Source organism: Bradyrhizobium sp. U531, from assembly GCF_051710265.1.
Lineage (GTDB): Bacteria > Pseudomonadota > Alphaproteobacteria > Rhizobiales > Xanthobacteraceae > Bradyrhizobium.
In genome coordinates this window covers 81,503-103,248 of record NZ_JASVEN010000013.1, presented here as the reverse complement: position 1 = coordinate 103,248, position 21,746 = coordinate 81,503, and the positions used below count along the sequence as shown (strand labels likewise).

The 21,746-nt window shown below is 65.4% G+C and carries 22 protein-coding genes and 1 riboswitch; of the genes, 12 read left to right on the top strand and 10 right to left on the bottom strand.

Annotation, left to right across the window (positions count from 1 at the left end):
• Window positions 1-43: 43 nt before the first annotated feature.
• Entirely contained in the window at window positions 44-868 is an 825-nt protein-coding gene (gene proC, locus QRQ56_RS35975) for a pyrroline-5-carboxylate reductase (RefSeq protein ID WP_438746319.1), read from the bottom strand.
• Between the two features lie 252 nt (window positions 869-1,120).
• Window positions 1,121-1,621 (bottom strand): YbjN domain-containing protein, encoded by a 501-nt coding sequence (locus QRQ56_RS35970; RefSeq protein WP_438746318.1) that lies wholly within the window; start codon window positions 1,619-1,621, stop codon window positions 1,121-1,123.
• A 445-nt stretch (window positions 1,622-2,066) separates the two neighbouring features.
• Window positions 2,067-2,225, top strand: a riboswitch (FMN riboswitch).
• Between the two features lie 73 nt (window positions 2,226-2,298).
• Here QRQ56_RS35970 and QRQ56_RS35965 point away from each other — a divergent pair.
• The 9 genes from QRQ56_RS35965 to QRQ56_RS35925 all read left to right on the top strand — a co-directional run bounded on the left by QRQ56_RS35965 (window position 2,299) and on the right by QRQ56_RS35925 (window position 11,787).
• Window positions 2,299-2,835, top strand: a complete 537-nt coding sequence (locus QRQ56_RS35965; protein WP_438746316.1) for a 6,7-dimethyl-8-ribityllumazine synthase — start codon at window positions 2,299-2,301, stop codon at window positions 2,833-2,835.
• Between the two features lie 100 nt (window positions 2,836-2,935).
• Window positions 2,936-4,138, top strand: a complete 1,203-nt coding sequence (locus tag QRQ56_RS35960; protein ID WP_438746314.1) for an MHYT domain-containing protein — start codon at window positions 2,936-2,938, stop codon at window positions 4,136-4,138.
• A 360-nt stretch (window positions 4,139-4,498) separates the two neighbouring features.
• Window positions 4,499-5,362, top strand: a complete 864-nt coding sequence (locus tag QRQ56_RS35955; RefSeq protein ID WP_438746313.1) for an FAD binding domain-containing protein — start codon at window positions 4,499-4,501, stop codon at window positions 5,360-5,362.
• Window positions 5,363-5,374: 12 nt separating this feature from the next.
• Complete coding sequence (locus QRQ56_RS35950; RefSeq protein ID WP_438746311.1) at window positions 5,375-5,875, top strand: (2Fe-2S)-binding protein; 501 nt, start codon at window positions 5,375-5,377, stop codon at window positions 5,873-5,875.
• Entirely contained in the window at window positions 5,872-8,292 is a 2,421-nt protein-coding gene (locus QRQ56_RS35945; RefSeq protein ID WP_438746309.1) for an aerobic carbon-monoxide dehydrogenase large subunit, read from the top strand. Before QRQ56_RS35950 ends, QRQ56_RS35945 begins: the two co-directional genes overlap by 4 nt.
• Before the next feature lie 108 nt (window positions 8,293-8,400).
• Complete coding sequence (locus tag QRQ56_RS35940) at window positions 8,401-9,267, top strand: AAA family ATPase (RefSeq protein WP_438746307.1); 867 nt, start codon at window positions 8,401-8,403, stop codon at window positions 9,265-9,267.
• Window positions 9,264-10,472 carry a vWA domain-containing protein gene (locus QRQ56_RS35935; RefSeq protein ID WP_438746305.1) on the top strand — a complete coding sequence of 403 codons (1,209 nt, stop codon included), beginning with the start codon at window positions 9,264-9,266 and terminating at the stop codon, window positions 10,470-10,472. Before QRQ56_RS35940 ends, QRQ56_RS35935 begins: the two co-directional genes overlap by 4 nt.
• Before the next feature lie 11 nt (window positions 10,473-10,483).
• Window positions 10,484-11,323, top strand: coding sequence for an XdhC family protein (locus QRQ56_RS35930; RefSeq protein WP_438746303.1), 840 nt, complete (start codon window positions 10,484-10,486; stop codon window positions 11,321-11,323).
• 5 nt (window positions 11,324-11,328) lie between these two features.
• Entirely contained in the window at window positions 11,329-11,787 is a 459-nt protein-coding gene (locus QRQ56_RS35925; RefSeq protein ID WP_247315879.1) for an SRPBCC family protein, read from the top strand.
• Between the two features lie 117 nt (window positions 11,788-11,904).
• Here the strand turns inward: QRQ56_RS35925 and QRQ56_RS35920 are convergent, their stop codons facing one another.
• The 8 genes from QRQ56_RS35920 to QRQ56_RS35885 form a co-directional block, all read right to left on the bottom strand.
• Complete coding sequence (locus tag QRQ56_RS35920; RefSeq protein WP_438746302.1) at window positions 11,905-12,939, bottom strand: D-alanine--D-alanine ligase family protein; 1,035 nt, start codon at window positions 12,937-12,939, stop codon at window positions 11,905-11,907.
• A complete protein-coding gene (locus QRQ56_RS35915) occupies window positions 12,936-13,964 on the bottom strand; it encodes a putative zinc-binding metallopeptidase (protein ID WP_438746300.1) in 1,029 nt (342 codons plus the stop codon). Before QRQ56_RS35915 ends, QRQ56_RS35920 begins: the two co-directional genes overlap by 4 nt.
• A 204-nt stretch (window positions 13,965-14,168) precedes the next feature.
• Window positions 14,169-15,122 (bottom strand): ribose-phosphate pyrophosphokinase, encoded by a 954-nt coding sequence (locus QRQ56_RS35910; RefSeq protein WP_438746299.1) that lies wholly within the window; start codon window positions 15,120-15,122, stop codon window positions 14,169-14,171.
• A 192-nt stretch (window positions 15,123-15,314) separates the two neighbouring features.
• Window positions 15,315-15,929 (bottom strand): hypothetical protein, encoded by a 615-nt coding sequence (locus QRQ56_RS35905; protein WP_438746298.1) that lies wholly within the window; start codon window positions 15,927-15,929, stop codon window positions 15,315-15,317.
• A 113-nt stretch (window positions 15,930-16,042) separates the two neighbouring features.
• Entirely contained in the window at window positions 16,043-16,810 is a 768-nt protein-coding gene (pgeF, locus tag QRQ56_RS35900; protein WP_438746296.1) for a peptidoglycan editing factor PgeF, read from the bottom strand.
• On the bottom strand, window positions 16,810-17,925 hold the full coding sequence (locus QRQ56_RS35895) for a class I SAM-dependent methyltransferase (protein WP_438746295.1): 1,116 nt from the start codon (window positions 17,923-17,925) through the stop codon (window positions 16,810-16,812). Before QRQ56_RS35895 ends, pgeF begins: the two co-directional genes overlap by 1 nt.
• Window positions 17,926-17,946: 21 nt before the next feature.
• Window positions 17,947-18,789: a prolipoprotein diacylglyceryl transferase gene (gene lgt, locus QRQ56_RS35890; protein ID WP_438746294.1), complete on the bottom strand. Its 843-nt coding sequence runs from the start codon at window positions 18,787-18,789 to the stop codon at window positions 17,947-17,949.
• Window positions 18,790-18,797: 8 nt separating this feature from the next.
• Complete coding sequence (locus tag QRQ56_RS35885) at window positions 18,798-19,535, bottom strand: dienelactone hydrolase family protein (protein WP_438746292.1); 738 nt, start codon at window positions 19,533-19,535, stop codon at window positions 18,798-18,800.
• A 179-nt stretch (window positions 19,536-19,714) separates the two neighbouring features.
• Here QRQ56_RS35885 and QRQ56_RS35880 point away from each other — a divergent pair, with 179 nt between their 5' ends.
• The 3 genes from QRQ56_RS35880 to pth all read left to right on the top strand — a co-directional run bounded on the left by QRQ56_RS35880 (window position 19,715) and on the right by pth (window position 21,634).
• On the top strand, window positions 19,715-19,966 hold the full coding sequence (locus QRQ56_RS35880) for an accessory factor UbiK family protein (protein WP_008144838.1): 252 nt from the start codon (window positions 19,715-19,717) through the stop codon (window positions 19,964-19,966).
• 290 nt (window positions 19,967-20,256) lie between these two features.
• The gene (locus QRQ56_RS35875) at window positions 20,257-20,967 is read left to right on the top strand and encodes a 50S ribosomal protein L25/general stress protein Ctc (RefSeq protein WP_094895027.1); all 711 of its coding nucleotides are present in this window, start codon (window positions 20,257-20,259) and stop codon (window positions 20,965-20,967) included.
• Between the two features lie 61 nt (window positions 20,968-21,028).
• The gene (pth, locus tag QRQ56_RS35870) at window positions 21,029-21,634 is read left to right on the top strand and encodes an aminoacyl-tRNA hydrolase (protein WP_438746291.1); all 606 of its coding nucleotides are present in this window, start codon (window positions 21,029-21,031) and stop codon (window positions 21,632-21,634) included.
• Window positions 21,635-21,746: the final 112 nt, after the last annotated feature.

Here is a 21,746-nt window from a genome sequence, read left to right as displayed (position 1 = left end):
GCCGGGATCGCCTCGCCTTCGGCCGAAGCGTTTTTTGATCGGCCTATTTCGCCAATTCCTTCGACCGCTTCGTCGCGGCCGCGATCGCGCGGATCATGAGGTCGCGCAGGCCCGGCTCGCCCATCAGCACGCTGAGCGCCGCAGCGGTGGTGCCGCCGGGCGAGGTGACGTTCTGGCGCAGCGTGGCCGACGGAAGTTCCGACTGGTGCAGCAACTCGCCGGAGCCGGAGACCGTTTCGCGCGCGAGCTTCGTTGCCAGCGCTTCGGGCAGCCCGGCCTCGACGCCGGCCCGCGCCAGCTCTTCGGCGAGCAGGAACACATAGGCCGGCCCGGAGCCGGAGACGGCGGTCACCGCGTCCATCAACCCTTCATCCTCGACCCATTCGACCGAGCCGGTGGCGCGCAGCAGCGCATCGGCCAGTTCGCGCTGGCCCGCGCTGACGCTCGTTGCCGCGACCGCGACGGTGATGCCGCGGCCGATCGCGGCCGGGGTGTTCGGCATCGCGCGCACCACGGCGCCGCCGCAGACTTCCTCGAGTGAGGCGATCGTGGTTCCCGCCATGATCGACACCACCGACGTCTGGTCCGAGACGAATGATTTCAGCTTCGCGCCGGCCTCGCGGAACATCTGCGGCTTCACCGCGACGACCAGCGTCTCCACCCGGCCTGCCGCCGCCATTTCAGGATTGAGCGCGACGCCCTTGGCGGCCAGCGCGCTGATCTCGGGCGAGATGAACGGATCGACCACCGCGACGCGGCGCGGGTCGAGACCGCCTGCCAGCCATCCGGTCAGCATCGCGCCGCCCATCTTGCCGGCGCCGGCCAGCACGATGGTGCCGGTGATGTTTTGAAGGAGGTTGTTTGCCATTGTTGCCGCCAACACACTCAGTGTCGTCCCTGCGGACGCGGGGACCCATAACCACAGGCGGTTCTAGTGGATGAAGGTGTTGGCAACAAGCCGCGTGCCACAGGGGCCATCACGCGGTATGGGTCCCTGCGTTCGCAGGGACGACGATAAGGAGAGAGAAGCGGCGCGGTATGGGTCCCGGATCTTCGCTTCGCTCGTCCGGGACGACGGAGGAGGGAGCGGATGCTCCCACGCTATCTTCGGAGACGAGCCTTACGCCTCTCCGACCGTGTCGAACATCGCGGCGTCCATCGCCTCGGTCGTGGTCTTGCCGGCCCACACCACGAACTGGAACGCGGGAAAATAGCGCTCGCAGGCGTGGATGGCGCCGGCGAGCATGGCTTCGCATTGCGCCGTCGAGGCGGTGAGGCCACCCGGCAGCACCAGGGCCTGGCGGTGCATGATCATGCCAGTGGTGGTCCAGAGATCGAAGTGCCCGACCCACAGCTGCTCGTTGACCGCGGCGACGAGCCGCTGCACCTCGCCGCGGCGCGCGACCGGAATCTTCATGTCGAAGGCGCACGCCAGATGCAGCGCCTCGATCTCGCCCATCCACGTGAACGAGATTTGGTAGTCGGTCCATTGTCCCTTGGAGACAATCGTGAGTTCGTCTTCGCCGGAGCGTTCGAACGGCCAGTTGTTGCTGGCAGCGATATCCTCGACCACCGCAAGCGGGTGGCTTTTGGAATCGATAGTGCCTTCGAGCAGGGACATGCCGTCTCGACCTCTTGCCTTCCTGTTGTCCTTGATACGCACACGGTTGGGGCCGGCGTGCGCTCCCTAAGCGCGACGGCGAACTTTGGGGTCGTTCCCTCCGGTCGCTCTCGCGATCCCCTCGGATCAGCGCGGGCCTTTCGCGGATCAAGTGATGTGATTTGCGGAATCTGCGCAACGGGGTCCCGAGTCCGTCCACAAGCCAGGACTCGTTCGTCCACAGCTCATCTCCGCCACAATTCTTAACGCCGGGCCGCGCCGATCCCGACGAGGGAGAACAAACCGGAATCGGATCCGCGCCGGCTCGCTTGATCGCTTATTCCGCCCTGCGAGGGCCCGAACCGCCGCGGCAGCATGGGACCATGCGATTTGCCCATGCGGAACACGCTTGCCGCGCCGGTTCGCCGGCTGCATATTTCCACTCAGGCCGTTCATCCCGAACGGTCGATGTTCTCAGGGCGGGGTGAAAGTCCCCACCGGCGGTAAGGGCCGAAAGGCCTAAGCCCGCGAGCGCCTTCCCCAAGGGGTCTCCCGAAGGGAAGGGTCAGCAGATTCGGTGCAACTCCGAAGCCGACGGTTAAAGTCCGGATGAAAGAGAACGGTCGGTGGCAGACGCATCGCAAGGTGCGGCTGTTTGTCGTTCCGTGTGCCCTGATTCTGGTCCTTTGAGGAAAGCCATGAATCAGATGTTGCAAGATCCCCAAGCCCCCACACAGCCGCCGGTTCCCGTGACCGAGCACCCGCGCTTCGCCAAGCCGCAGCGGGTGGCCTTCGTGCAGGCCTGCTGGCACCGCGACGTCGTCGAGGAGGCCCGCATCGCCTTCGTCAAGGAGGCCGAGGCGCGGCACCTCACCCATGTCGACGTGTTCGAGGTGCCGGGCTCGTTCGAGATTCCGCTGCATGCACAAGTGCTCGCCAAGACCCGGCGCTACACCGCGATCGTCGCGGCCGGCCTGGTCGTCGACGGCGGCATCTATCGCCACGAATTCGTCGCCGACACCGTGATCAAGGCGCTGATGGACGTGCAGCTGCGCACCGAGGTGCCGGTGTTCTCCGCCGTGCTGACGCCGCAGCAATTCCATGAGACCGAGGTGCACTACGACTTCTTCCGCAGACACTTCACGACCAAGGGCATCGAGGTCGCGGCCGCCTGCGCCGAGACGCTGCACGGCCTCGAACGCCTGCGCGGCCAGGTCGCAGCGGGAATTGTGTAGCGGTCCCTTCACACGCCGCTGATTGTCAATCCCGCCGTCGTCCCTGTAAGGTCGGCGGCGGGAGGAGACCGTTCCGTGGAGACGGGCGGCCGACAAGATCATGTTCGAAGGACACGATCCCTATCTCGTCGCGCTCTCTGTGGCGATCGCGAGTCTGGGTGGCTATACCGGCTTTGCGCTTGCTGCTCGCATCCGCAACACGCCCGGCGTCAGTAACCGCGTTCTGCTCGCGGGTGCGGCTGCGTTTCTTGCCGTCGGCATCTGGACCATGCATTTCGTCGGCATGCTGGCCGCGCCGCTGCCGCCCGACACGGCCTATCTGGTTCTGCCCACCATCATCTCGTTCCTGATCTGCGCGCTGGTGGTCGGCGTCTCCCTCTTCTTCGTCTCGATCGGCGAGCCAACCTTGAAGCGGGTGGCGTCATCCGCCGTGCTGCTCGGCGTCGGCATCGCCAGCATGCATTATGTCGGCATCCATGGCCTCGCCGGTCATTTCGGCATCGTGCACAACCCGACCATGGTGGCGCTGTCGGTCGTGGTCGCGATCGTCACGGCCTATGGCGGCCTGCGCGCCTTCCTGGCGCAGCAGGAAGGTATCAGGCTGATCGTCAGCTCGATTGTTTTCGGCATCGCCGTCTCCGGCATGCATTACACCGCGATGCAGGGCATGCATTTCGAGCCGCTGACGGGCGCGTCGCATCACCATGTCGGCGGCGGCCTTGCCGCGTCGCAACAAATCCTGTCGATCATCGTGGCGGTGCTGTGCTTCGTCATCGCCGCCGGCTTCCTTCTGTCGCTGGTTCCCGACCAGCGGCGTCAGGCTTCGGCGGATGCTGTCGCAGAACCCGTTGTGTCGCCGGTTGCGGCGGCCGCCATTGAACTCATTGCTGCGCCGACCACGCCTACGCGGCCGGTGGGACCGCTCGGCGGTCTCGGCCAGCCGCCGCGTGCGCCGGTCCCCCGGCTGCCGGTCGAAAGCGCCGACGGCACCCATTTCATCGAGACGGCCAATGTCCGGAGCGTCCGGGCGGACGCGCATTACACCCGCGTCCATGACGGCATCCGCGAGCGGATGTGCCCGTGGTCGATCTCGGAAGCCGAGGCCCAGCTCGATCCCTCGCTGTTTCTCCGTGTGCACCGCAGCCATATCGTCGCGATCCCCCATGTCGCGCTGGTCCGGAGAGAGGGCGACGGCGCCGTGCTCGAGCTCGACGGCCCGTCACCGCACCGGGTGCCGGTGAGCCGGGCCAAGATCGCCGAGGTGAAGGCGAGGCTGGGGCTGGCGAACCGGCGGCAGGCGTAAGACTCAGACCACACGAGGCTCTGACCACTCGGGAAGTGCGCTCCCTCTCCCGCTTGCGGGGGAGGGCTGGGGCGGGGGTGTCTCCGCAGAGAGATCCCAAAGAGGAGAGAGCCCCCACCCGCCGCGCTCAGGCGCGCAAGTGCGCTGCCGAGCGCGTCGACCTCCCCCGCAAGCGGGAGAGGTTACACCGGAGCAAGCCTCCCATACGTCCCCACCGCTGACGCAATTCGTGCGTTCCCACCCGCAACTCGTGCAAAAAGCCCGCCTTTGTGCCCGAATGATTGCGACCCGCCCCGCCGGGGGTGAGCTTTCCTCCAACGTCCGCGCCGTCAGCGCCAAGGACGACTATGGGAGGAAACGATGATCCCGGGATCATTCAGCTATCACCGGCCGGCGAGTGTCGCCGATGCCGTCAAACTCTTGGGCGACCTCGGCGAGGACGCGCGGCCACTGGCCGGCGGGCACAGCCTGGTGCCGATGATGAAGCTGCGGCTCGCCAGCCCCGCCCATCTGGTCGATCTCCACGGTATCGCCGCTCTCAAGGGCGTCCGCCGCGACGGCAACGCCCTGATCATCGGCGCGATGACCACCCAACACGATTTGCTGGCCTCCGACGAGGTCGCCAAGGCGATGCCGATCCTGCACGAGGCGGCGCTGCTGATCGCCGACCCGCAGGTGCGCTACCGCGGCACGATCGGCGGCAACGTCGCCAATGGCGATCCTGGCAACGACATGCCGGCGCTGATGATGACGCTGGGGGCGACCTATCGGCTCGAAGGCCCGAATGGCTCCCGCGATGTCGCCGCGGCCGATTTCTACCAGGGCGCCTATTTCACCGCACTCGAGCCCAGCGAGATCCTCACCTCCGTCTCGGTGCCAGTACCCGCAGCCGGTCACGGCTACGCCTATGAGAAGCTCAAGCGCAAGGTCGGCGACTACGCCACGGCCGCTGCCGCGGTCGTCCTCACCATGGCCGGCGGCAAGGTCGCTACCTGCTCGATCGGGCTCACTAATCTGCACGAAACGCCGCTTCTCGCGGCCGACGCGGCCAAGGCGGTGATCGGCACCAGCCTCGACGCTGCTACGCTCAAGGCAGCAGCCGCGGCAGCCGCGGCGATCATGGCACCGGCCGCGGACGCGCGCGGTCCGGTCGAATACCGCAAACATGTCGGCGGCATCATGGTGACGCGGGCGCTGCAGCGCGCCGCCGCCGCCGCGAAATAAGGGAGGGGATCAATGGCCAAAACACACGTTACCATGAAGGTGAACGGCACCGAGGTCGAAGGCCTCGTCGAGCCGCGCACGCTGCTGGTGCATTTCATCCGCGAAAACCTGCAGATGACCGGCACTCATATCGGCTGCGAGACCACGCATTGCGGCGCCTGCACCGTCGATATCGACGGCATGTCGGTGAAGTCGTGCACGATGTTCGCAGTCCAGGCTGAAGGTAGCGACATCACGACCGTCGAAGGCATGGCCAATGCCGACGGCACGCTGTCGGCGCTGCAGGAGGGCTTCCGCATGATGCACGGCCTGCAATGCGGGTTCTGCACCCCCGGCATGATCGTGCGCGCGCATCGGCTGCTGAAGGAGAATCCCTCGCCGAGCGAACCGGAGATTCGGATGGGCATCTCCGGCAACATCTGCCGCTGCACCGGCTACCAGAACATCGTCAAAGCGATTCAATATGCCGCCGCCAAGATCAACGGCGTGGAATTCCAGGAGGCCGCAGAATGAATGACCTCACTCCCACGCGGGAACAACGCACCGCCGCCCTCGAAGGCATGGGCTGCAAGCGCAAGCGCGTCGAGGACATCCGCTTCACGCAAGGCAGGGGCAACTATGTCGACGACGTCAAGCTGCCGGGCATGCTGCATGGCGACTTCGTCCGCTCGCCGCATCCGCATGCGCGCGTCAAGAAGATCGACGACAGCGAAGCGCTGAAGGTCCCCGGCGTGCTGGCGGTGATCACCGCCGAGACGCTGAAGACCGTCAACCTTGCCTGGATGCCGACGCTCGCCGGTGACGTGCAGATGGTGCTGGCCGACGGCAAGGTGCTATTCCAGAACCAGGAGGTAGCCTTCGTCGTCGCGACAGATCGCTATGCGGCCGATGATGGCATCAACAAGGTGATCGTCGAATACGAGCCCTTGCCGCCGCTGGTCGACCCCTTCAAGGCGATGGACAAGGATGCTCCGGTGCTGCGCGAGGACCTCGTCGGCAAGATGTCCGGCGCGCATGGCCCGCGCAAGCACGACAACCACATCTTCGAGTGGACCGTCGGCGACAAGGAGCTGACCGACGCGGCCTTCAACAAGGCCGAAGTCAAGATCAAGGAGATGATCTCCTATCACCGCACCCATCCGTCGCCGCTGGAGACCTGCCAGTGCGTATGCTCGTTCGACAAGATCAAGGGCGAGCTGACGATCTACGGCACGTTCCAGGCCCCGCACGTGATCCGCACCGTGGTGGCGCTGATCGCAAAGATTCCGGAGCAGAAGATCCACGTGATCGCGCCCGACATCGGCGGCGGCTTCGGCAACAAGGTCGGCGCCTATCCCGGCTATATCTGCGCGGCCGTCGCCTCCATCGTCACCGGCAAGCCGGTGAAATGGGTCGAGGACCGCATCGAGAACCTGACCGCGACCTCGTTCGCGCGCGATTATCACATGACCACCGAGGTCGCCGCGACCAAGGACGGCAAGGTCACGGGGCTCCGTGTGCACGTGCTCGCCGATCACGGCGCGTTCGACGCCTGCGCCGACCCGTCGAAATGGCCGGCGGGCTTCTTCAACATCGTCACGGGATCCTATGACTTCCCAACCGCGCATCTGGCGGTGGACGGCGTCTACACCAACAAGGCGCCGGGCGGCGTCGCCTATCGTTGCTCGTTCCGCGTCACCGAGGCGGCCTACTGCATCGAGCGCGCCATGGATATTCTGGCGCAGAAGCTCAACATGGATCCGGCGGAGCTGCGGCTGAAGAACTTCATCAAGCCGGAGCAATTCCCGTATCACTCGGCGCTGGGCTGGGAATACGATTCCGGCGACTACCACACCGCCATGCGCAAGATGATGCAGACCGTGAACTATGCCGGGCTGCGCAAGGAGCAGCAGGAGAAGCGTGCCGCGTTCGCGCGCGGCGAGACCCGCGAGATCATGGGCCTCGGCATCTCTTTCTTCACCGAGATCGTCGGCGCCGGGCCGTCGAAGAATTGCGACATTTTGGGTATCGCGATGTTCGACTCCTGCGAGATCCGCATGCATCCGACCGGCGCGGGCATCGCGCGCATGGGCACCAAGAGCCAGGGCCAGGGCCACGAGACCACCTGGGCCCAGATCATCGCGACCGAGATCGGCATTCCCGCCGACAACATCATGGTGGAAGAGGGCAACACCGACACCGCGCCTTACGGGCTCGGCACCTACGGTTCGCGCTCGACGCCGGTGGCGGGCGCCGCCATCGCCATGGCTGCGCGCAAGATCAAGGCGAAAGCGCAGATGATCGCGGCCTACAAGCTCGAGGTCCACGAGGACGATCTCGAATTCGACATCGACGGCTTCCGGGTCAAGGGCCTGCCGGAAAAGTTCATGTCGATGAAGGATATCTGCTGGGCGGCCTACAATTCCGTGCCGCCTGGCATGGAGCCGGGGCTGGAGGCGGTGAGCTATTACGATCCGCCGAACATGACTTATCCGTTCGGCGCCTATCTCTGCGTGATGGACATCGACGTCGATACCGGCGTGTACAAGGTCCGGCGTTTTTACGCGCTCGACGATTGCGGCACCCGCATCAACCCGATGATCATCGAGGGCCAGGTCCATGGTGGGCTCACCGAAGCCTTCGCGATCGCGATGGGTCAGGAGATCCGCTACGACGACGTCGGCAACGTCGTCACCGGCTCGTTCATGGACTTCTTCATGCCGACCGCGGTGGAGACGCCGCATTGGGAGACCGACTTCACCGTCACCCCGTCGCCGCATCACCCGATCGGCGCCAAGGGCGTCGGCGAGAGCCCGAATGTCGGCGGCGTGCCGGCCTTCTCCAACGCCGTCAACGACGCGTTCTCGTTCCTGGGCGCGACGCACATCCAGATGCCCCACGATTTCTGGCGCAACTGGAAGGCGGCGAAAGATCTGGGCGCGCTGGCTTAGACTGGCCGTCATTGCGAGCGAAGCGAAGCAATCCAGAATCCCACCGCGGATGCAGTCTGGATTGCTTCGTCGCTTCGCTCCTCGCAATGACGAGGAGAGAGTGGAAGCATGAAAAACCGAGACGAGATCGCGCAAGCCTTGGCCGCATCGGGCTACATCACCGATGCGGACCTCGCGACCGCGATTTCGCTGATGCAATTGTTGCGGCGTCCGCTGCTGCTCGAAGGCGAGGCGGGCGTCGGCAAGACCGAGGTCGCGAAGGCGCTGTCCAAAGTGCACGCGACCGAGCTGATCCGGCTGCAATGCTATGAGGGGCTCGACCAGTCCGCCGCGCTCTACGAGTGGAACTACCAGCGGCAATTGCTGGCGATCCAGGCGCATCGCGGCAGCGACAGCATCGAGGACCAGGTGTTCTCGGAAAAATATCTTCTAGAGCGTCCGCTGCTCGCCGCGATCCGCCGGCCGAAGGCGCCGGTGCTGCTGATCGACGAGATCGACCGCGCCGATGACGAGTTTGAGGCGTTCCTGCTGGAGCTTTTGTCCGACTATCAGGTCTCGATCCCCGAGCTCGGCACCATTCCTGCGGTCACCATCCCGCATGTAGTGCTGACCTCGAACGGCACGCGCGAGCTCTCTGACGCGCTCCGCCGGCGGTGCCTCTACCACTATGTCGACTATCCCGATGTCGATCGCGAGACCCGCATCATCCTGGCGCGCGTCGCCGGCGCCAGCCCGTCGCTGTCGCTGCAGATCGCGCGGATGGTTGAAGGCGTTCGCAAGGAGGAACTGCGCAAGGTGCCGGGCGTCGCGGAGACGCTCGACTGGGCGGCGGCGCTGGTCGGTCTCGATGTCCGCAATCTCCAGGACGCGCCCGAGACCGTGCACGAGACACTGGTCTGCCTGCTCAAGACCCACGAGGACCGCGCCCGTGTCACCCCTGAGGTGACACAGCGCCTGCTGGGGAAGGTCGGATGAGCTGCTGCGGCTCCAGCCCTGGATATGATGACCTCAACGAGGTTTCGCGCCTTGTGTCCTCACGGCTTGCCGGGTTCCTCCGCACGCTGCGCGATGCCGGTTTTCGCGTCGGGCTGGCCGAGGGACAGGACGCAGCAACGCTGATGTCGGCGGGTTACGCGGCCAAGCCGGGTCTGCTGCGCACCGCGTTCAAGCATCTGTTCTCAGCCCGCAAGTCCGATTGGGACAAGTTCGACGGTCTGTTCGATGCGTTCTGGCTGGGCAAGCGCGTGCGCTCGCGCTCCCGCACGATGGGATCGACGCCCGGCGCCAACAATCCCTCGCTGAAGAGCCTGCAGGATGCCGGGGCAGAACGGGGCGGCAAACAGTCGGTGACTGACCAGCTTCCCCCTCCGGACGACGCGCCCGAAGGTCACTCCGGCGAAGGCCGCATGGAGGGCGCCTCGCGCGTCGATAATCTCGCCGAGGTCGATTTCCGAAAGTTGAGCGATCCGGATCAGGTCGCTCAGGCCCATGAAGCTGCGGCGCAGCTCGCGAAGGCAATGCGCACGCGCCTGACCCGGCGGGACCTTGCGCGAAGGCAGGGCTATCGGCTCGATCTCCGCCGTACCATCCACCGCAACATCAGCCATGGCGGCGTGCCGATCAGTCTCGTCAAGCGGCGGCGCAAGGACAAGCCGCTGCGACTGGTCGTGCTGCTCGACGCTTCGGGCTCGATGAGCATGTACACCGCGGTGTTTCTGCGTTTCATCCACGGCGTGCTTGACCAGTTCCGCGAGGCCGAGGCGTTCCTGTTCCACACGCGCCTCGCCTACGTCTCCGACGCGATGAAGGAGAGGGATGCCGGCCGCGCGCTCGACCGGCTCTCGATCATGGCGCAGGGCGCGGGCGGCGGCACCAGGATCGGCGAGAGCCTGCAAACCTTCAACCGCTGGCACGCCGCGCGCGTGATCCATTCGCGCAGCTGCGTGATGATTGTCTCCGACGGCTACGAGACCGGCGACGCTGTCTTACTCGGAAGGGAAATGGCGGCGCTGCACGGGCGCTGCCGCCGTATCGTCTGGCTCAATCCGATGATGGCGTGGCAGGGCTACACGCCCGAAGCGCGGGGCATCAAGGCGGCGCTGCCGCATGTCGATCTCTATGCGCCCGCCAATTCGCTGCAAAGCCTGCGCGCGCTCGAACCCTATCTGGCGAAGCTCTGAGGGATGTTGCGATGACCGCTCATGTCGAGGTGCTGGATCTCGTGGCGCAGATGAAGGCCGCCGAGCGCGCCTTCGTGCTCGCGACGGTGGTGCGGACGGTATCGGTGACCGCGGCGAAGGCTGGCGCCAAGGCGATCATTGCGGCCGACGGCACGATCGTCGCGGGCTGGATCGGCGGCGGCTGCGCCAGGGGCGCGGTGCTCAAGGCGGCACGCGAGGCGCTCGCGGACGGCGAGCCGCGCATGGTCTCGGTGCAGCCTGAGAACCTGCTGGCCGAGCTCGGCGTCAGCGCCGGCGAGAGCCGCGACGGCATCCGCTTCGCCAGCAACATGTGCCCGAGCAAGGGCACCATGGACATCTTCGTCGAGCCGGTGCTGCCGCATCCCTCGCTCGTTGTTCTCGGCGCGAGCCCGGTGGCGCTGTCGCTGGCCGCGCAGGCGCGCGTGCTCGGCTATCACGTCACGCTCGCCGCGCCTGCGGCCGAGCTGCTGGCGCAGCCGGACGCCGATACGATCATCGACGGCTATCAGCTCGGCGAGCTCAACGAGGCCAAGCGCTTCGTCGTGGTCTCGACGCAAGGCAAGGGCGACGAGGCCGCCTTGCGCGCGGCGATCGCGACCAGGGCCGACTATCACGCCTTCGTCGGCAGCCGCCGCAAGATGGCCTCGCTGCGCGCCAAGCTGCTCGCGGACGGCGCGAATGCTGCAGGGATCGACGATTTCAAGGCTCCGGCCGGGCTCGACCTCGGCGCCATCACGCCGGAGGAGATCGCGATGTCGATCCTCGCCGAGATCACTAGGGAACGGCGGCGCGGACAGCGCGCTGCCCATCAGACAGCAAGCAGAGAGTAACGACCATGCAGATGAACGACAGCCAGCGTATCCCGGCCTCGCGTGAACAGGTTTGGGCGGCGCTGAACGATCCCGCTGTGCTGAAGCAGTGTATCCCCGGCTGCCAGTCGCTCGACGTGACCGCACCGAACGAGATGACCGCCACTGTCGTCTTCAAGGTCGGTCCTGTCAAAGCGACCTTCAGCGGCAAGGTGACGCTGTCCGATTTCGATCCGCCCAACTCCTATCGCATCTCCGGCGAGGGCTCCGGCGGCGTTGCGGGTTTTGCAAAGGGCGGCGCGGTCGTGCGGCTGGAATCCGAGAGCGCGGATGTCACGGTGCTGCACTACGAGGTCGATGCCCAGATCGGCGGCAAGCTCGCGCAGTTGGGAGCACGCCTGATCAACTCGACCGCGACGAAGCTCGCCGGCGAGTTCTTCAAGTCGTTTGCGGATGTGGTGAGCGCGAAGGCCGAGGCGGGCTAGGTGTCGTAGGGTGGATTAGCCGAAGGCGTAATCCACCACGTCTGCCGCCGCGGAAATAGAAGAGGTGGATCACGCTTCGCTAATCCACCCTACGGCAGCAGCGCAAGCCGCTCCATCTCACCCCAACGAAACCCCCGCCTTCGCCCGGCTGATCCCCAGCGTCAGGATGCGATGGAGCAGCTCCTTGTACTTGAGCCCGTCATGCTGCGCGGCCGTGGCGAACTCCTGGCTCTTGGCGATTTCCGGGTTGGGGTTGGCCTCGATGAAATACGGCGTGCCGTCGGCGGCGAGGCGAAAATCGATGCGCGCGTAGCCGTCGAGCCCGAGCGCCCGGTAGATGCGTTTCGCCGCACGCTGGATGCGTGCGGTGACTTCAGGCGCGAGGTCTTTCGCCGGCCCGTCGACGATGCCGACCTTCTCCTGATAGTCGGTGTCGTGCTTGGCTTTCTCGGTTGCGATGTGGCGTGAGCTGCGCCCGCCCATGCTGCCGAATTTCAGCTCCCACACCGGCAGCACGCGCAGCCGGTTGTTGCCGAGCACGCCGACATAAAGCTCGCGACCCTCGATGAACTGCTCGGCGATAGCCGCGGTTTCGCTCCGGTCGTGGATGAAAGCGACGCGCTCCGCGAGCTTTTCGTCGGTATCGACGATGGAGGCCTGAGAGATGCCGGCAGAGCCATCCATGTTGAGGGCCTTGACGATCAGCGGCAGCGCAAGATGCTTCGGTCGCTTGACCTTGCGTCGCATCGGGAAAACGGCGAAAGCCGGCACCGCGATGCGGCGGTGGTGCACCAGCGTCTTGGACAGATCCTTGCCGCGCGCCAGGATCAGGCCGCGCGGGTTGCATCCGGTGTAGGGAATCTTCATCAGCTCGAGATAGCTGGCGATGTGCTGGTCGTAGGCGACGTTGTTGTGGAACTCCTCCAGCAGCGTGAAGACCACGTGCGGCTTGAACTCCTCGATCGCTTCGCGGACCGGCCTGATTTCCTCCTGAGCGCCGAGGACACGAACCTCGTGTTTGGCCGCGCGCAAGGTGCTGACGACGTCGTATTCCGTTTTCCAGTTGTTGATTTCCTGCGGCGTGTATCCGTCGGTCGAGTCCGGCGGCAGGAAGTCCGGATGCATCAGCACGAGAATACGGAGTCGTCTCATAGCGCGATCCATTTGCGCCGAGACGGGCCGAACAGCGCGTGCATCGTCTTGGCGGTCACGAGGACGGTGAAATCGAGAACGAGCTTTTGTTCGGGGCCGACCGCGCGCAGATCGAGCTCGCGGCAGCGGGAGATCATGTCGTCGAGCACGGCATCCAGCGTGAGCTGGTTCTCGCCCGTCCACCGCGCGACCAGTTGCCTGATCTGGGCCCGGTGCCGCCTGATCAGGCTGGAAGCGGGTTTGGAGCGGTGATGTCGTGGATCGGCTGAGAACAGCCGAGAAAGGTCGCGGTCGTAAGTCTTGGGCGGCGTGAAGGCGTAGAAGGCCTGCTTCTTCTTGTAATGGTCTTCGAGCGTCTGGCTGAGTTTGTTCAGTGGATCGACGCGCTCCCGCGTCGTGACCAGCGGTCGTTTTCCCGCGATCTCGCCCATCAGCTCGTCGACATATTCGAGCTTCTTCAGCGCCGGCCAGCCGGCATATCGCGTCCGCCAGTTGGAGCGCGGTCGCAGCCACACCGCAAACGTCTCGGCGAAGTCTTCGTCCGGGTGGCTCTGCGCGTACCAGAGCCGGAGATGCTGGACATAACGCCGGCTCGCGGGGTTGGGCCGGTAGTAGCGCGGATAATGCTTCGACGACGGACCGAACAGCTGCTGCCAGCGCCGGCGGCGCTGCAGCTGGTAGCCGTGCTGCAACGCATGGCCGGCTTCGTGACGGAGGATGGCCATGCACTCGCGCCAGGTCCCGCCCTCGACGTCGAACATCATCTTCTTCTCGAGCTTCATCAGGCGGGGATGGGCGAGATAGAAGGGGAGCGCGATGCCGGGAACGTCGCCCGGACTGAACCACTCGCTCGAGATCCAGGTGTGCGGCCGCAGCCGGATGCCCCGCTCTTCGAGCTCCTCGTGGAGCGTCGCAACGCAGTCTTCAAGCCAGGTGCCTTCGACCGTAACCTTCAGGCTACTCAGGCGCTGCTGGAGCAGTTCCTCGTCCGACAGATTTTCCCAAGCGAATTTCCGGCGCGGCATCAGGCATCCAGGAGGTGACTCGATATCTGGATGATGTCATGTGCCGCTGCCGGCAACAACCCGTGGGGGCCGGGACGTGTTGCGGTGCGTCAGGGCGCAAGGCCTTACGGCGGAAGCGCGCCCACTATCGGCAATCCCAAAAGAAAAGGTGGGCACGGCGCCGTGCGCCTTTGCCCACCCTACGAGACCTTCCAGATCGGAAAACTAGTCGAACAGGCTCGACACCGACTCTTCCGCCGCCGTGCGCGCGATCGCGTCCGAGATCAGGCTGGCGATCGGCAGGGTGCGGATGTTCGGCGCCTTGGTCACTGCTTCCGTCGGGAGGATCGAGTCGGTGATCACGAGCTCCTTCAGCCTGGAGTTGGTGATGCGGGCAGCGGCGCCGCCGGAGAGCACGCCGTGGGTGATGTAGGCGTAGACTTCCTTGGCGCCCTTGGCGATCAGCGCGTCGGCCGCGTTCACCAGCGTGCCGCCGGAGTCCACGATGTCGTCGATCAGGATGCAGGTATAGCCGGCGACGTCGCCGATCACGTTCATGACCTCGGACTCGCCGGCGCGCTCGCGGCGCTTGTCGACGATGGCGAGCGGGGTGTTGATGCGCTTGGCAAGGCCGCGCGCGCGGGCCACGCCACCGACGTCGGGCGAGATCACCATCGTCTTGGAGAGGTCGAACTTGTCCTTGATGTCGCGCACCATCAGCGGCGCGGCGTAGAGGTTGTCGGTCGGGATGTCGAAGAAGCCCTGGATCTGTCCGGCATGCAGGTCGAGCGTCATGACGCGATCGACGCCGGCCTGGGTGATCAGGTTCGCCACGAGCTTGGCCGAGATCGGCGTGCGCGAGCCTGACTTGCGGTCCTGCCGGGCGTAGCCGAAATAGGGCAGCACCGCGGTGATGCGGCGCGCCGAGGAGCGGCGCAGCGCGTCAGTGATGATCAGCAATTCCATCAGATGGTCGTTCGCCGGGAACGAGGTCGACTGGATGATGAAGGCATCCGAGCCGCGGACGTTCTCCTGGATCTCGACGAAGATCTCCATGTCGGCGAAGCGCCGGACCACCGCCTTGGTCAGCGGCAGGTCGAGCCCTTGCGCGATGGCCTGGGCGAGAGCCGGATTGGAGTTGCCGGCGACGAGCTTGATGGAGCCGTTCTTGCCCGACATTGATGCTTCCTCCCGCGCTTTGCTGGATACGACGTTCAACATCTCTGATCCCACTGGAAGCACGGTTACGACGGGCGAGGAAATATCAGGCCGGGGGCTGCAATGGCAACCCGGGAGGCTACGTTTTCCCTTCGAAAATCCTGAGTCTGGCCAACGGCTTGGCCGCAACTTGAGGCCGTGGTTTAGCGGGGGTTATCGCTCGGCGTAGCCGAGCGCCGAGGCCGGCATGTCCGCCGCCGGGGCGTCCTTGATCACGCTCGCCACCGCGGGTCCCCGCAGGCCTGGAGCGGCGCCTGGCGCATCCGGCGCCCCGTTGATCATGTTGGAAAGTCCGCTGAATCCGGCCTGGGCGATCTTCCGCAGCACGAGGTCGTCGGCGGCGTTCCAGGGATCGCGACCGCCCTTGGCCGAGGTCGGTTCCTCGCCGGACAGGCGCAGGGCACGCTGCTGGTTGGCGTCGTAGACGTCCCAGACCCAGGCGATCACCGTCTTGCCACGCATCACCTGGGCGGAGAGGTAGCTGCGCACGCGATAGGCAGCCGACCCCTCGCGGGACACCACGGACAGGCTGCGCAACTTGGATTCGCTGTCGAGCACGCCGACCATGCGGTCGAACACCTGGGGTGGCGGGCCGTCGATCGATTCGAAGGCAACCGTCGCTCCCGAGCCGGTGCTCGGCGCCATTGCGTAGGAATTGGCAGCGCCGCCACCGCCGGCGCAGCCGCCAAGCGTGGCTGAGGCCGCCAGCAGCATGACCGCCAGCACGCGCGAACCCGCACGGCCCAGGATGAATGACGCGTCCCTCATTATGGAGGGCAGCGATATCGTTAAAATCGATTAAGGTCTAGGGCAGGGACGACACAGGCCACTGTCATCGCATCGGGGGATCGCCCCGGAATGACACGGGGTTGCCTGTGTGTTCACGCTTCGAGCGCGATGGCGTGAACGTGGCGGCCGTAGTCCGGCTCCTTGCGATGCACCGAGCGGCGATAGCTGAAGAAGCGCTCGTCGGCGTAGGTGTCCAGACCGAGATCGTCGATCATCAGGATGCCGGCCGCCTCGAGTTGCCTGCGGATGAAGCCGGCGAGATCGAACATCGCGTGGCCTTCGCGCGTGGAGGGAATGAAGAACATCGCGTTGTCCGCATCCGCTTCCATGAAGCGCGCGACGAACTCGTTGCCGACCTCGTAGCTGTCCTGGCGGATCAAGGGACCGATAGCGGCAATGATGCCGCCGCGCGTGGCGCCGAGCTTCTCCATCGCGGTGATCGTTGCCTCCAGCACGCCTGTCAGCGCGCCCTTCCAGCCGGCATGCGCGCCGCCGATGACGCGCGCGTTGGGATCGACGAACAGCACCGGACCGCAATCGGCGGTGGAGACGCCGAGCGCGATGCCGGGTGTCTTCGTCACCAGCGCATCGCCCTTCGGCCGCGGTCCGCTCGGCCACGGCGTCTCGGCAACGAGCACGTCCGGCGAGTGGATCTGGTGCAGGCTGAGGAAGCGGTCCGCGGAGACGCCGACATGCTCGGCCATGCGGCGGCGGTTCTCCGCGACGAGGCCCTGGTCATCGCTGGAGCCGAGCCCGCCGTTCAGCGCCGAATAGATGCCGCTGGAGACGCCGCCTTCGCGGGTGAAGAAGGCATGGCGCAGGCCGGGCACTGCCGACAGCAGCGACGAGGTGAGGGTCATCAATTGCCTCCGGCCGGTTCGAGATCGCTGAGGCCGGCGATGCCCGTCAGCCGCGGCTCGGAGATGCCGAGCACCTTGAACATCGAGCCCATGCCGCTGCGCCCGGAATCAGTCAGGCGCTTGAGGGCGATCGAAATGTCGGTGCCCACTTCCGGCGTGGCCTTCTGCATCAGGGCGGCGGCCCTGGTATCGATGCCGATGCGCTTGAGGAAGTCGCCTTGCGTCACCGGCCCGTGCACGCGCGCGCCGACATCTTCGGCTGCGCGCGCCAGCGCCTGGAAGTCGACATGGGCGGTGACGTCGGCCTGGCCCGGCGCCTTCAGGGGATCGGCGAAGGTGTGGCGCGCGATCGCCTGGAAGGTGTCGCCGGCGTCGCTGCGCAAATGGCCGTAGTCGATGATCAGGGCCGCGCCGTCCTGGTCGCGCACGCGCGTGGCGAGCTTCATGATCTCACCGTCGGGCCGCCATTCGAACACGGCGCCGACGGGCGCGGCGCGCACCAGGGGCGGCAGCAGCACGTCGAAGCGCGGCGTCGGCTCCGCCGCCGCGCCGAATTGCAGCTTTCCATTGGCGTCGATCTCGATCACGCGCTCGTGCCAGCCGTTCTCGTGGCGGACCATCTGGTGGATCGGCAGCACGTCGAAATATTCATTGGCGAGGATGATGCTCGGGCCATCAGGCACGTCGTCGATGCTGTCGTGCCAGGAGATGTTGCGCACCGCGGACAGCGTCGCACCCTGCCGCTCGCGCAGCACGGGATTGACCTCGACCATGTGGATGTGGAGCGCCTGGTAGAGCGGCGGCAGCACGCGGAGCGCGCGCAGCGCATCCGCCATCATGGTGCCGCGGCCGGGGCCGAGCTCGATCAGCCGCAAAAATTGCGGCGAGCCCATCTGCTTCCACACCGAAGCGGTCCACAACCCCAAGAGCTCGCCGAACATCTGGCTGACCTCGGGCGAGGTGGTGAAGTCGCCCTCACGGCCGAGCGGGTCGCGCGAGACGTAATAGCCATGGCGCGGATGCATCAGGCACAGTTCCATGTACCGCCAGACCGGCATGGGGCCCGAGGCTTTGATCAGCGCCTTGATCTCGTCGAGTAGCGGCTGGTCGGTCACGGCGTACTTTCTCGAAATGAATTAACTGTTGGCCTCGATTGGCTTCGGCGCACCGCGCCACACTGCCAATACAATAAGTATGAGGCCGACAATAAGCATCGGGATCGACAACAGCATGCCCATGGTTAACCCGCCCCAGAGGTAACCGAGCTGGACGTCCGGTTCACGGAAATGCTCGCCGATGATCCGGGTCAGGCCGTAGATCAGGATGAAGCTGCCGAGGATCATGCCGGGACGCTTCAAGGCGCCGCGGCGGATCATGACCGCGAGCACGACGAACAGCAGGAGGCCCTCCATGCCGGCTTCGTAAAGCTGGCTTGGGTGGCGCGGCACGTTACCGCCGGTCGGAAAGATCATGGCCCAGGGCAGGCTGGGATCGGCCGCGCGGCCCCACAATTCGCCGTTGATGAAGTTGGTCAGCCGCACCAGGAAAATCCCGATCGGCGCAACGCCGCAGGTGATGTCGCCGAGCGACAGGATCGAGATGCCGTTCATCCGGGCGAACCCCATCACCGCGACGACGCAGCCGAGGAAGCCGCCGTGGAACGACATGCCGCCTTCCCACAATTTGAAGATGGCGGCGGGATGCTCGATGAAGAAGGGCAGATTGTAGAACAGCACGTAACCCGTGCGGCCGCCGATGATGATGCCGAGCGTCACCCACAGGATGAAGTCGTCGATCTGCACCAGGCTGATCGGCGACGAACCGCCCCACAGCCTGTCGCTCTTGATCAGGGCGCGGGCATAGAGCCAGCCGAACGTGATCCCGCAGATATAGCCGAGCGCGTACCAGCGGATCGCGAGCGGTCCGATCTCGAATGCGATCGGGCTGAACGAGGGAAAGTCGATGAGCAGAAAGGGCATCGCGCCTTCTATATCTGGACGAGATTGCGGCGATAGAGCGCCAACAGGCGCTCCCAATGCCGCTCGGCAGCGTCGCGGTCATAGACCGGGCGCTTGGGGAAGGCGAAGCCGTGATGCGTGCCGGGATAGATCTCGACCTCGGCCTTTGCGCCTTTCATGCCCTCTTTGACTTTCTCGATGATCTCCGGCGGCGCGTAGACGTCGGTCTCGGCGCATCCGAAATAGAGCTCGGCTCTGGTCTTGCTTGCGGCCAGATGCGGGCTGTCGTCCTGATCGGTCGCGAGCTGGACGCCGTAGATCGAGGCGGCCGCCTTGACGCGGTTCGGGAAGTGCGTCGCGGCGTTGATGGCGTAGCGCCCGCTCATGCAGTAACCGACGGTGCCGACGATTTCAGTGTTCGCGGCCGCCTGGCCCTCGGCGTAGGAGAGCAGCGCCCTCGTATCGTCCATGATCATGGGAATCGTGAGCGATCCCATCAGCGCGAACATCCGCTTGCGCTCCGGCGCGTTCGGGTCCGCCGGCAAAGCGCCGAGCTCCATCACGCCGGAGCGGTAATAGAGGTTCGGCAACATCACGTGATAGCCCGACGTCGCGAGCCGGCGCGCCATGTCGCGCAGCTCCTCGCGGATCGCCGGCGCATCCATGTAGAACAGGATGACGGGAAACGGCCCGCCGCGTTCGGGATGGCTGATGAAGGTTGCGGTGTGGCCGTCCTTGGTGGGGATCGCGATCTGCTGGTCGATCATCCGTTCGATCCTTTACTTGCGCCTTGTGATTCTTCTTATGCAGGGACGTCGAATACGATTGCAAGGAAACCGGTTCATGACAAGGATACCGCCGATCGGCACTTGAACGGTCTCGCTCGGATTGCCATTGTCTTTCGAAGCGTTCGCGTGAAGTTTATCTGAGCTGCCAGGAGGCCGAGATGACCCAGACCAACAACCGGTTTTTCGACGAGATCGGCCGCCTGATGAACGATGCCGCCGGCGCCGCCCAGGGCGTCAAGCGCGAGTTCGACACGGTGCTGCGGACCCAGGCCGAGAAATTCCTGCGCGACATGGACCTGGTCAAGCGCGAGGAGTTCGAGGCGGTCAAGGACATGGCCCGCCTGGCGCGCGAGGAGAACGAGGCGCTGAAGGCGCGCATCGCGGCGCTGGAGGCCAAGCTCGGGGGATGACGCTTCCCGGCGTCATTCCGGGGCGGTCCGCAGGACCGAACCCGGAATCTCAAGGTTCCCAGGTGCGCAATTGCGCACCATGGTTCGATGCTCCGCATCGCCCCGGAACGACGGCGTAGGGGAAGGATACGGCCGCTCGCAAAAAATCCCTGCATTTCCTTGTCATTTCCGCGTCTTCCGGGTAAAAGCCCGCCAGTTCGTGGCCCCCGCACCCCTGGAGGCTTGCTGCGAGCTATGCCATGGGCCGCGCTGCGGCCCATTAACTTTTGCAAAAACAAGGACTTAACGACATGGCGACGACCGTCAAGGAATTGAAGGCGACCGCACGTCCGAAGAGCGGCAAGGGGGCCGCCCGGGCTGAGCGTCGCGCCGGGAAAGTGCCCGGAGTGATCTACGGCAACAAGCAACCCCCGCTCCCGATCTCGGTTGACGATCGTGAATTGCGCCAGCGCATCCTAGCCGGCCGGTTCCTGACCACGCTGGTCGACATCGACCTCGACGGCAAGAAGCACCGCGTGATTCCGCGCGACTATCACCTCGATCCGGTCAAGGATTTCCCGATCCATGTCGACTTCATGCGGCTCGGCGAAGGCGCCACCATCCGCATCAGCGTTCCCCTGCATGTCGTGAAGGCGGAAGGCTCGCCCGGCGTGAAGCGCGGCGGCGCCGTCAACATCGTCGCTCATGCGATCGAGATCGAATGCGGCGCCGAGAGCATCCCGCAGTACATCGAGGCCGATGTCGGCTCGCTCGAAATCGGTCACTCCTTGCATCTGTCGGACGTCAAGCTGCCGGCCGGCGTGAAGGCGCTGACCCGCGAGGACGCGACCCTCGTCACCATCGTGCCGCCGTCCGGCTACGCCGAAGAGCAGAAGGCTGCTGCTGCGGCTGCAGCTCCTGGCGCTGCTGCGGCTGCTCCGGCGGCTGGTGCTGCTCCGGCCGCGGGTGCTGCTCCGGCGGCCGCTGCCAAGGCTCCCGCCGGCGGCGACAAGAAGAAGTAATCTCTCAAAGAAGCCGGCGCGCGGTCCTTGATCGCGCGCCAGCTGTGGGGCGCGCCGCGTCATGCGACTCTTTGTTGGGCTCGGCAATCCCGGCGCGAAATACGCACGTAACCGGCACAATATCGGCTTCATGGCCGTCGACGAGATCGTGCGCCGCCACAGCTTTGCGCCGTGGCGCCGCCGCTTTCAGGGCGAGACCTCGGAAGGCACGCTCGGACCTGAGCGCGTGATCCTGCTCAAGCCCACGACCTACATGAACGATTCCGGCCGCGCCGTGCAGGAAGCGGCAAGCTTCTTCAAGATCGCGCCCGGCGACGTCACTGTGTTCCATGACGAGCTCGAACTGCCGCCGGGCAAGGTGCGGGTGAAGATCGGCGGCGGCATCGCCGGCCATAACGGCCTGCGGTCGATCTCGGCGCATATCGGCAACGACTATCGCCGCGTGCGCCTCGGCATCGGTCATCCCGGCGTCAAGGAACTGGTGCACGGCCATGTGCTGTCGGACTTCGCCAAGGCCGACAACGACTGGGTGACGACGCTCTGCGACGCAGTCGCCGAGCATGCCGCACTGATCGCCAAGGGCACGGACGCGACCTTCGCCAACAGGGTGCATCTCGCGATGCAGGCGAAGGGATTTTTGACCAAGGACGAGAACGGCAAGGAATAACACCGGTCATCGCCGGACTTGATCCGGCGATCCATCCTTCGAAGACGATGGTTGCGCGGGTCAAGCCCGCGCATGACGAGTTCGTAAGACATTTACGCGCGCGGCGCGGAGG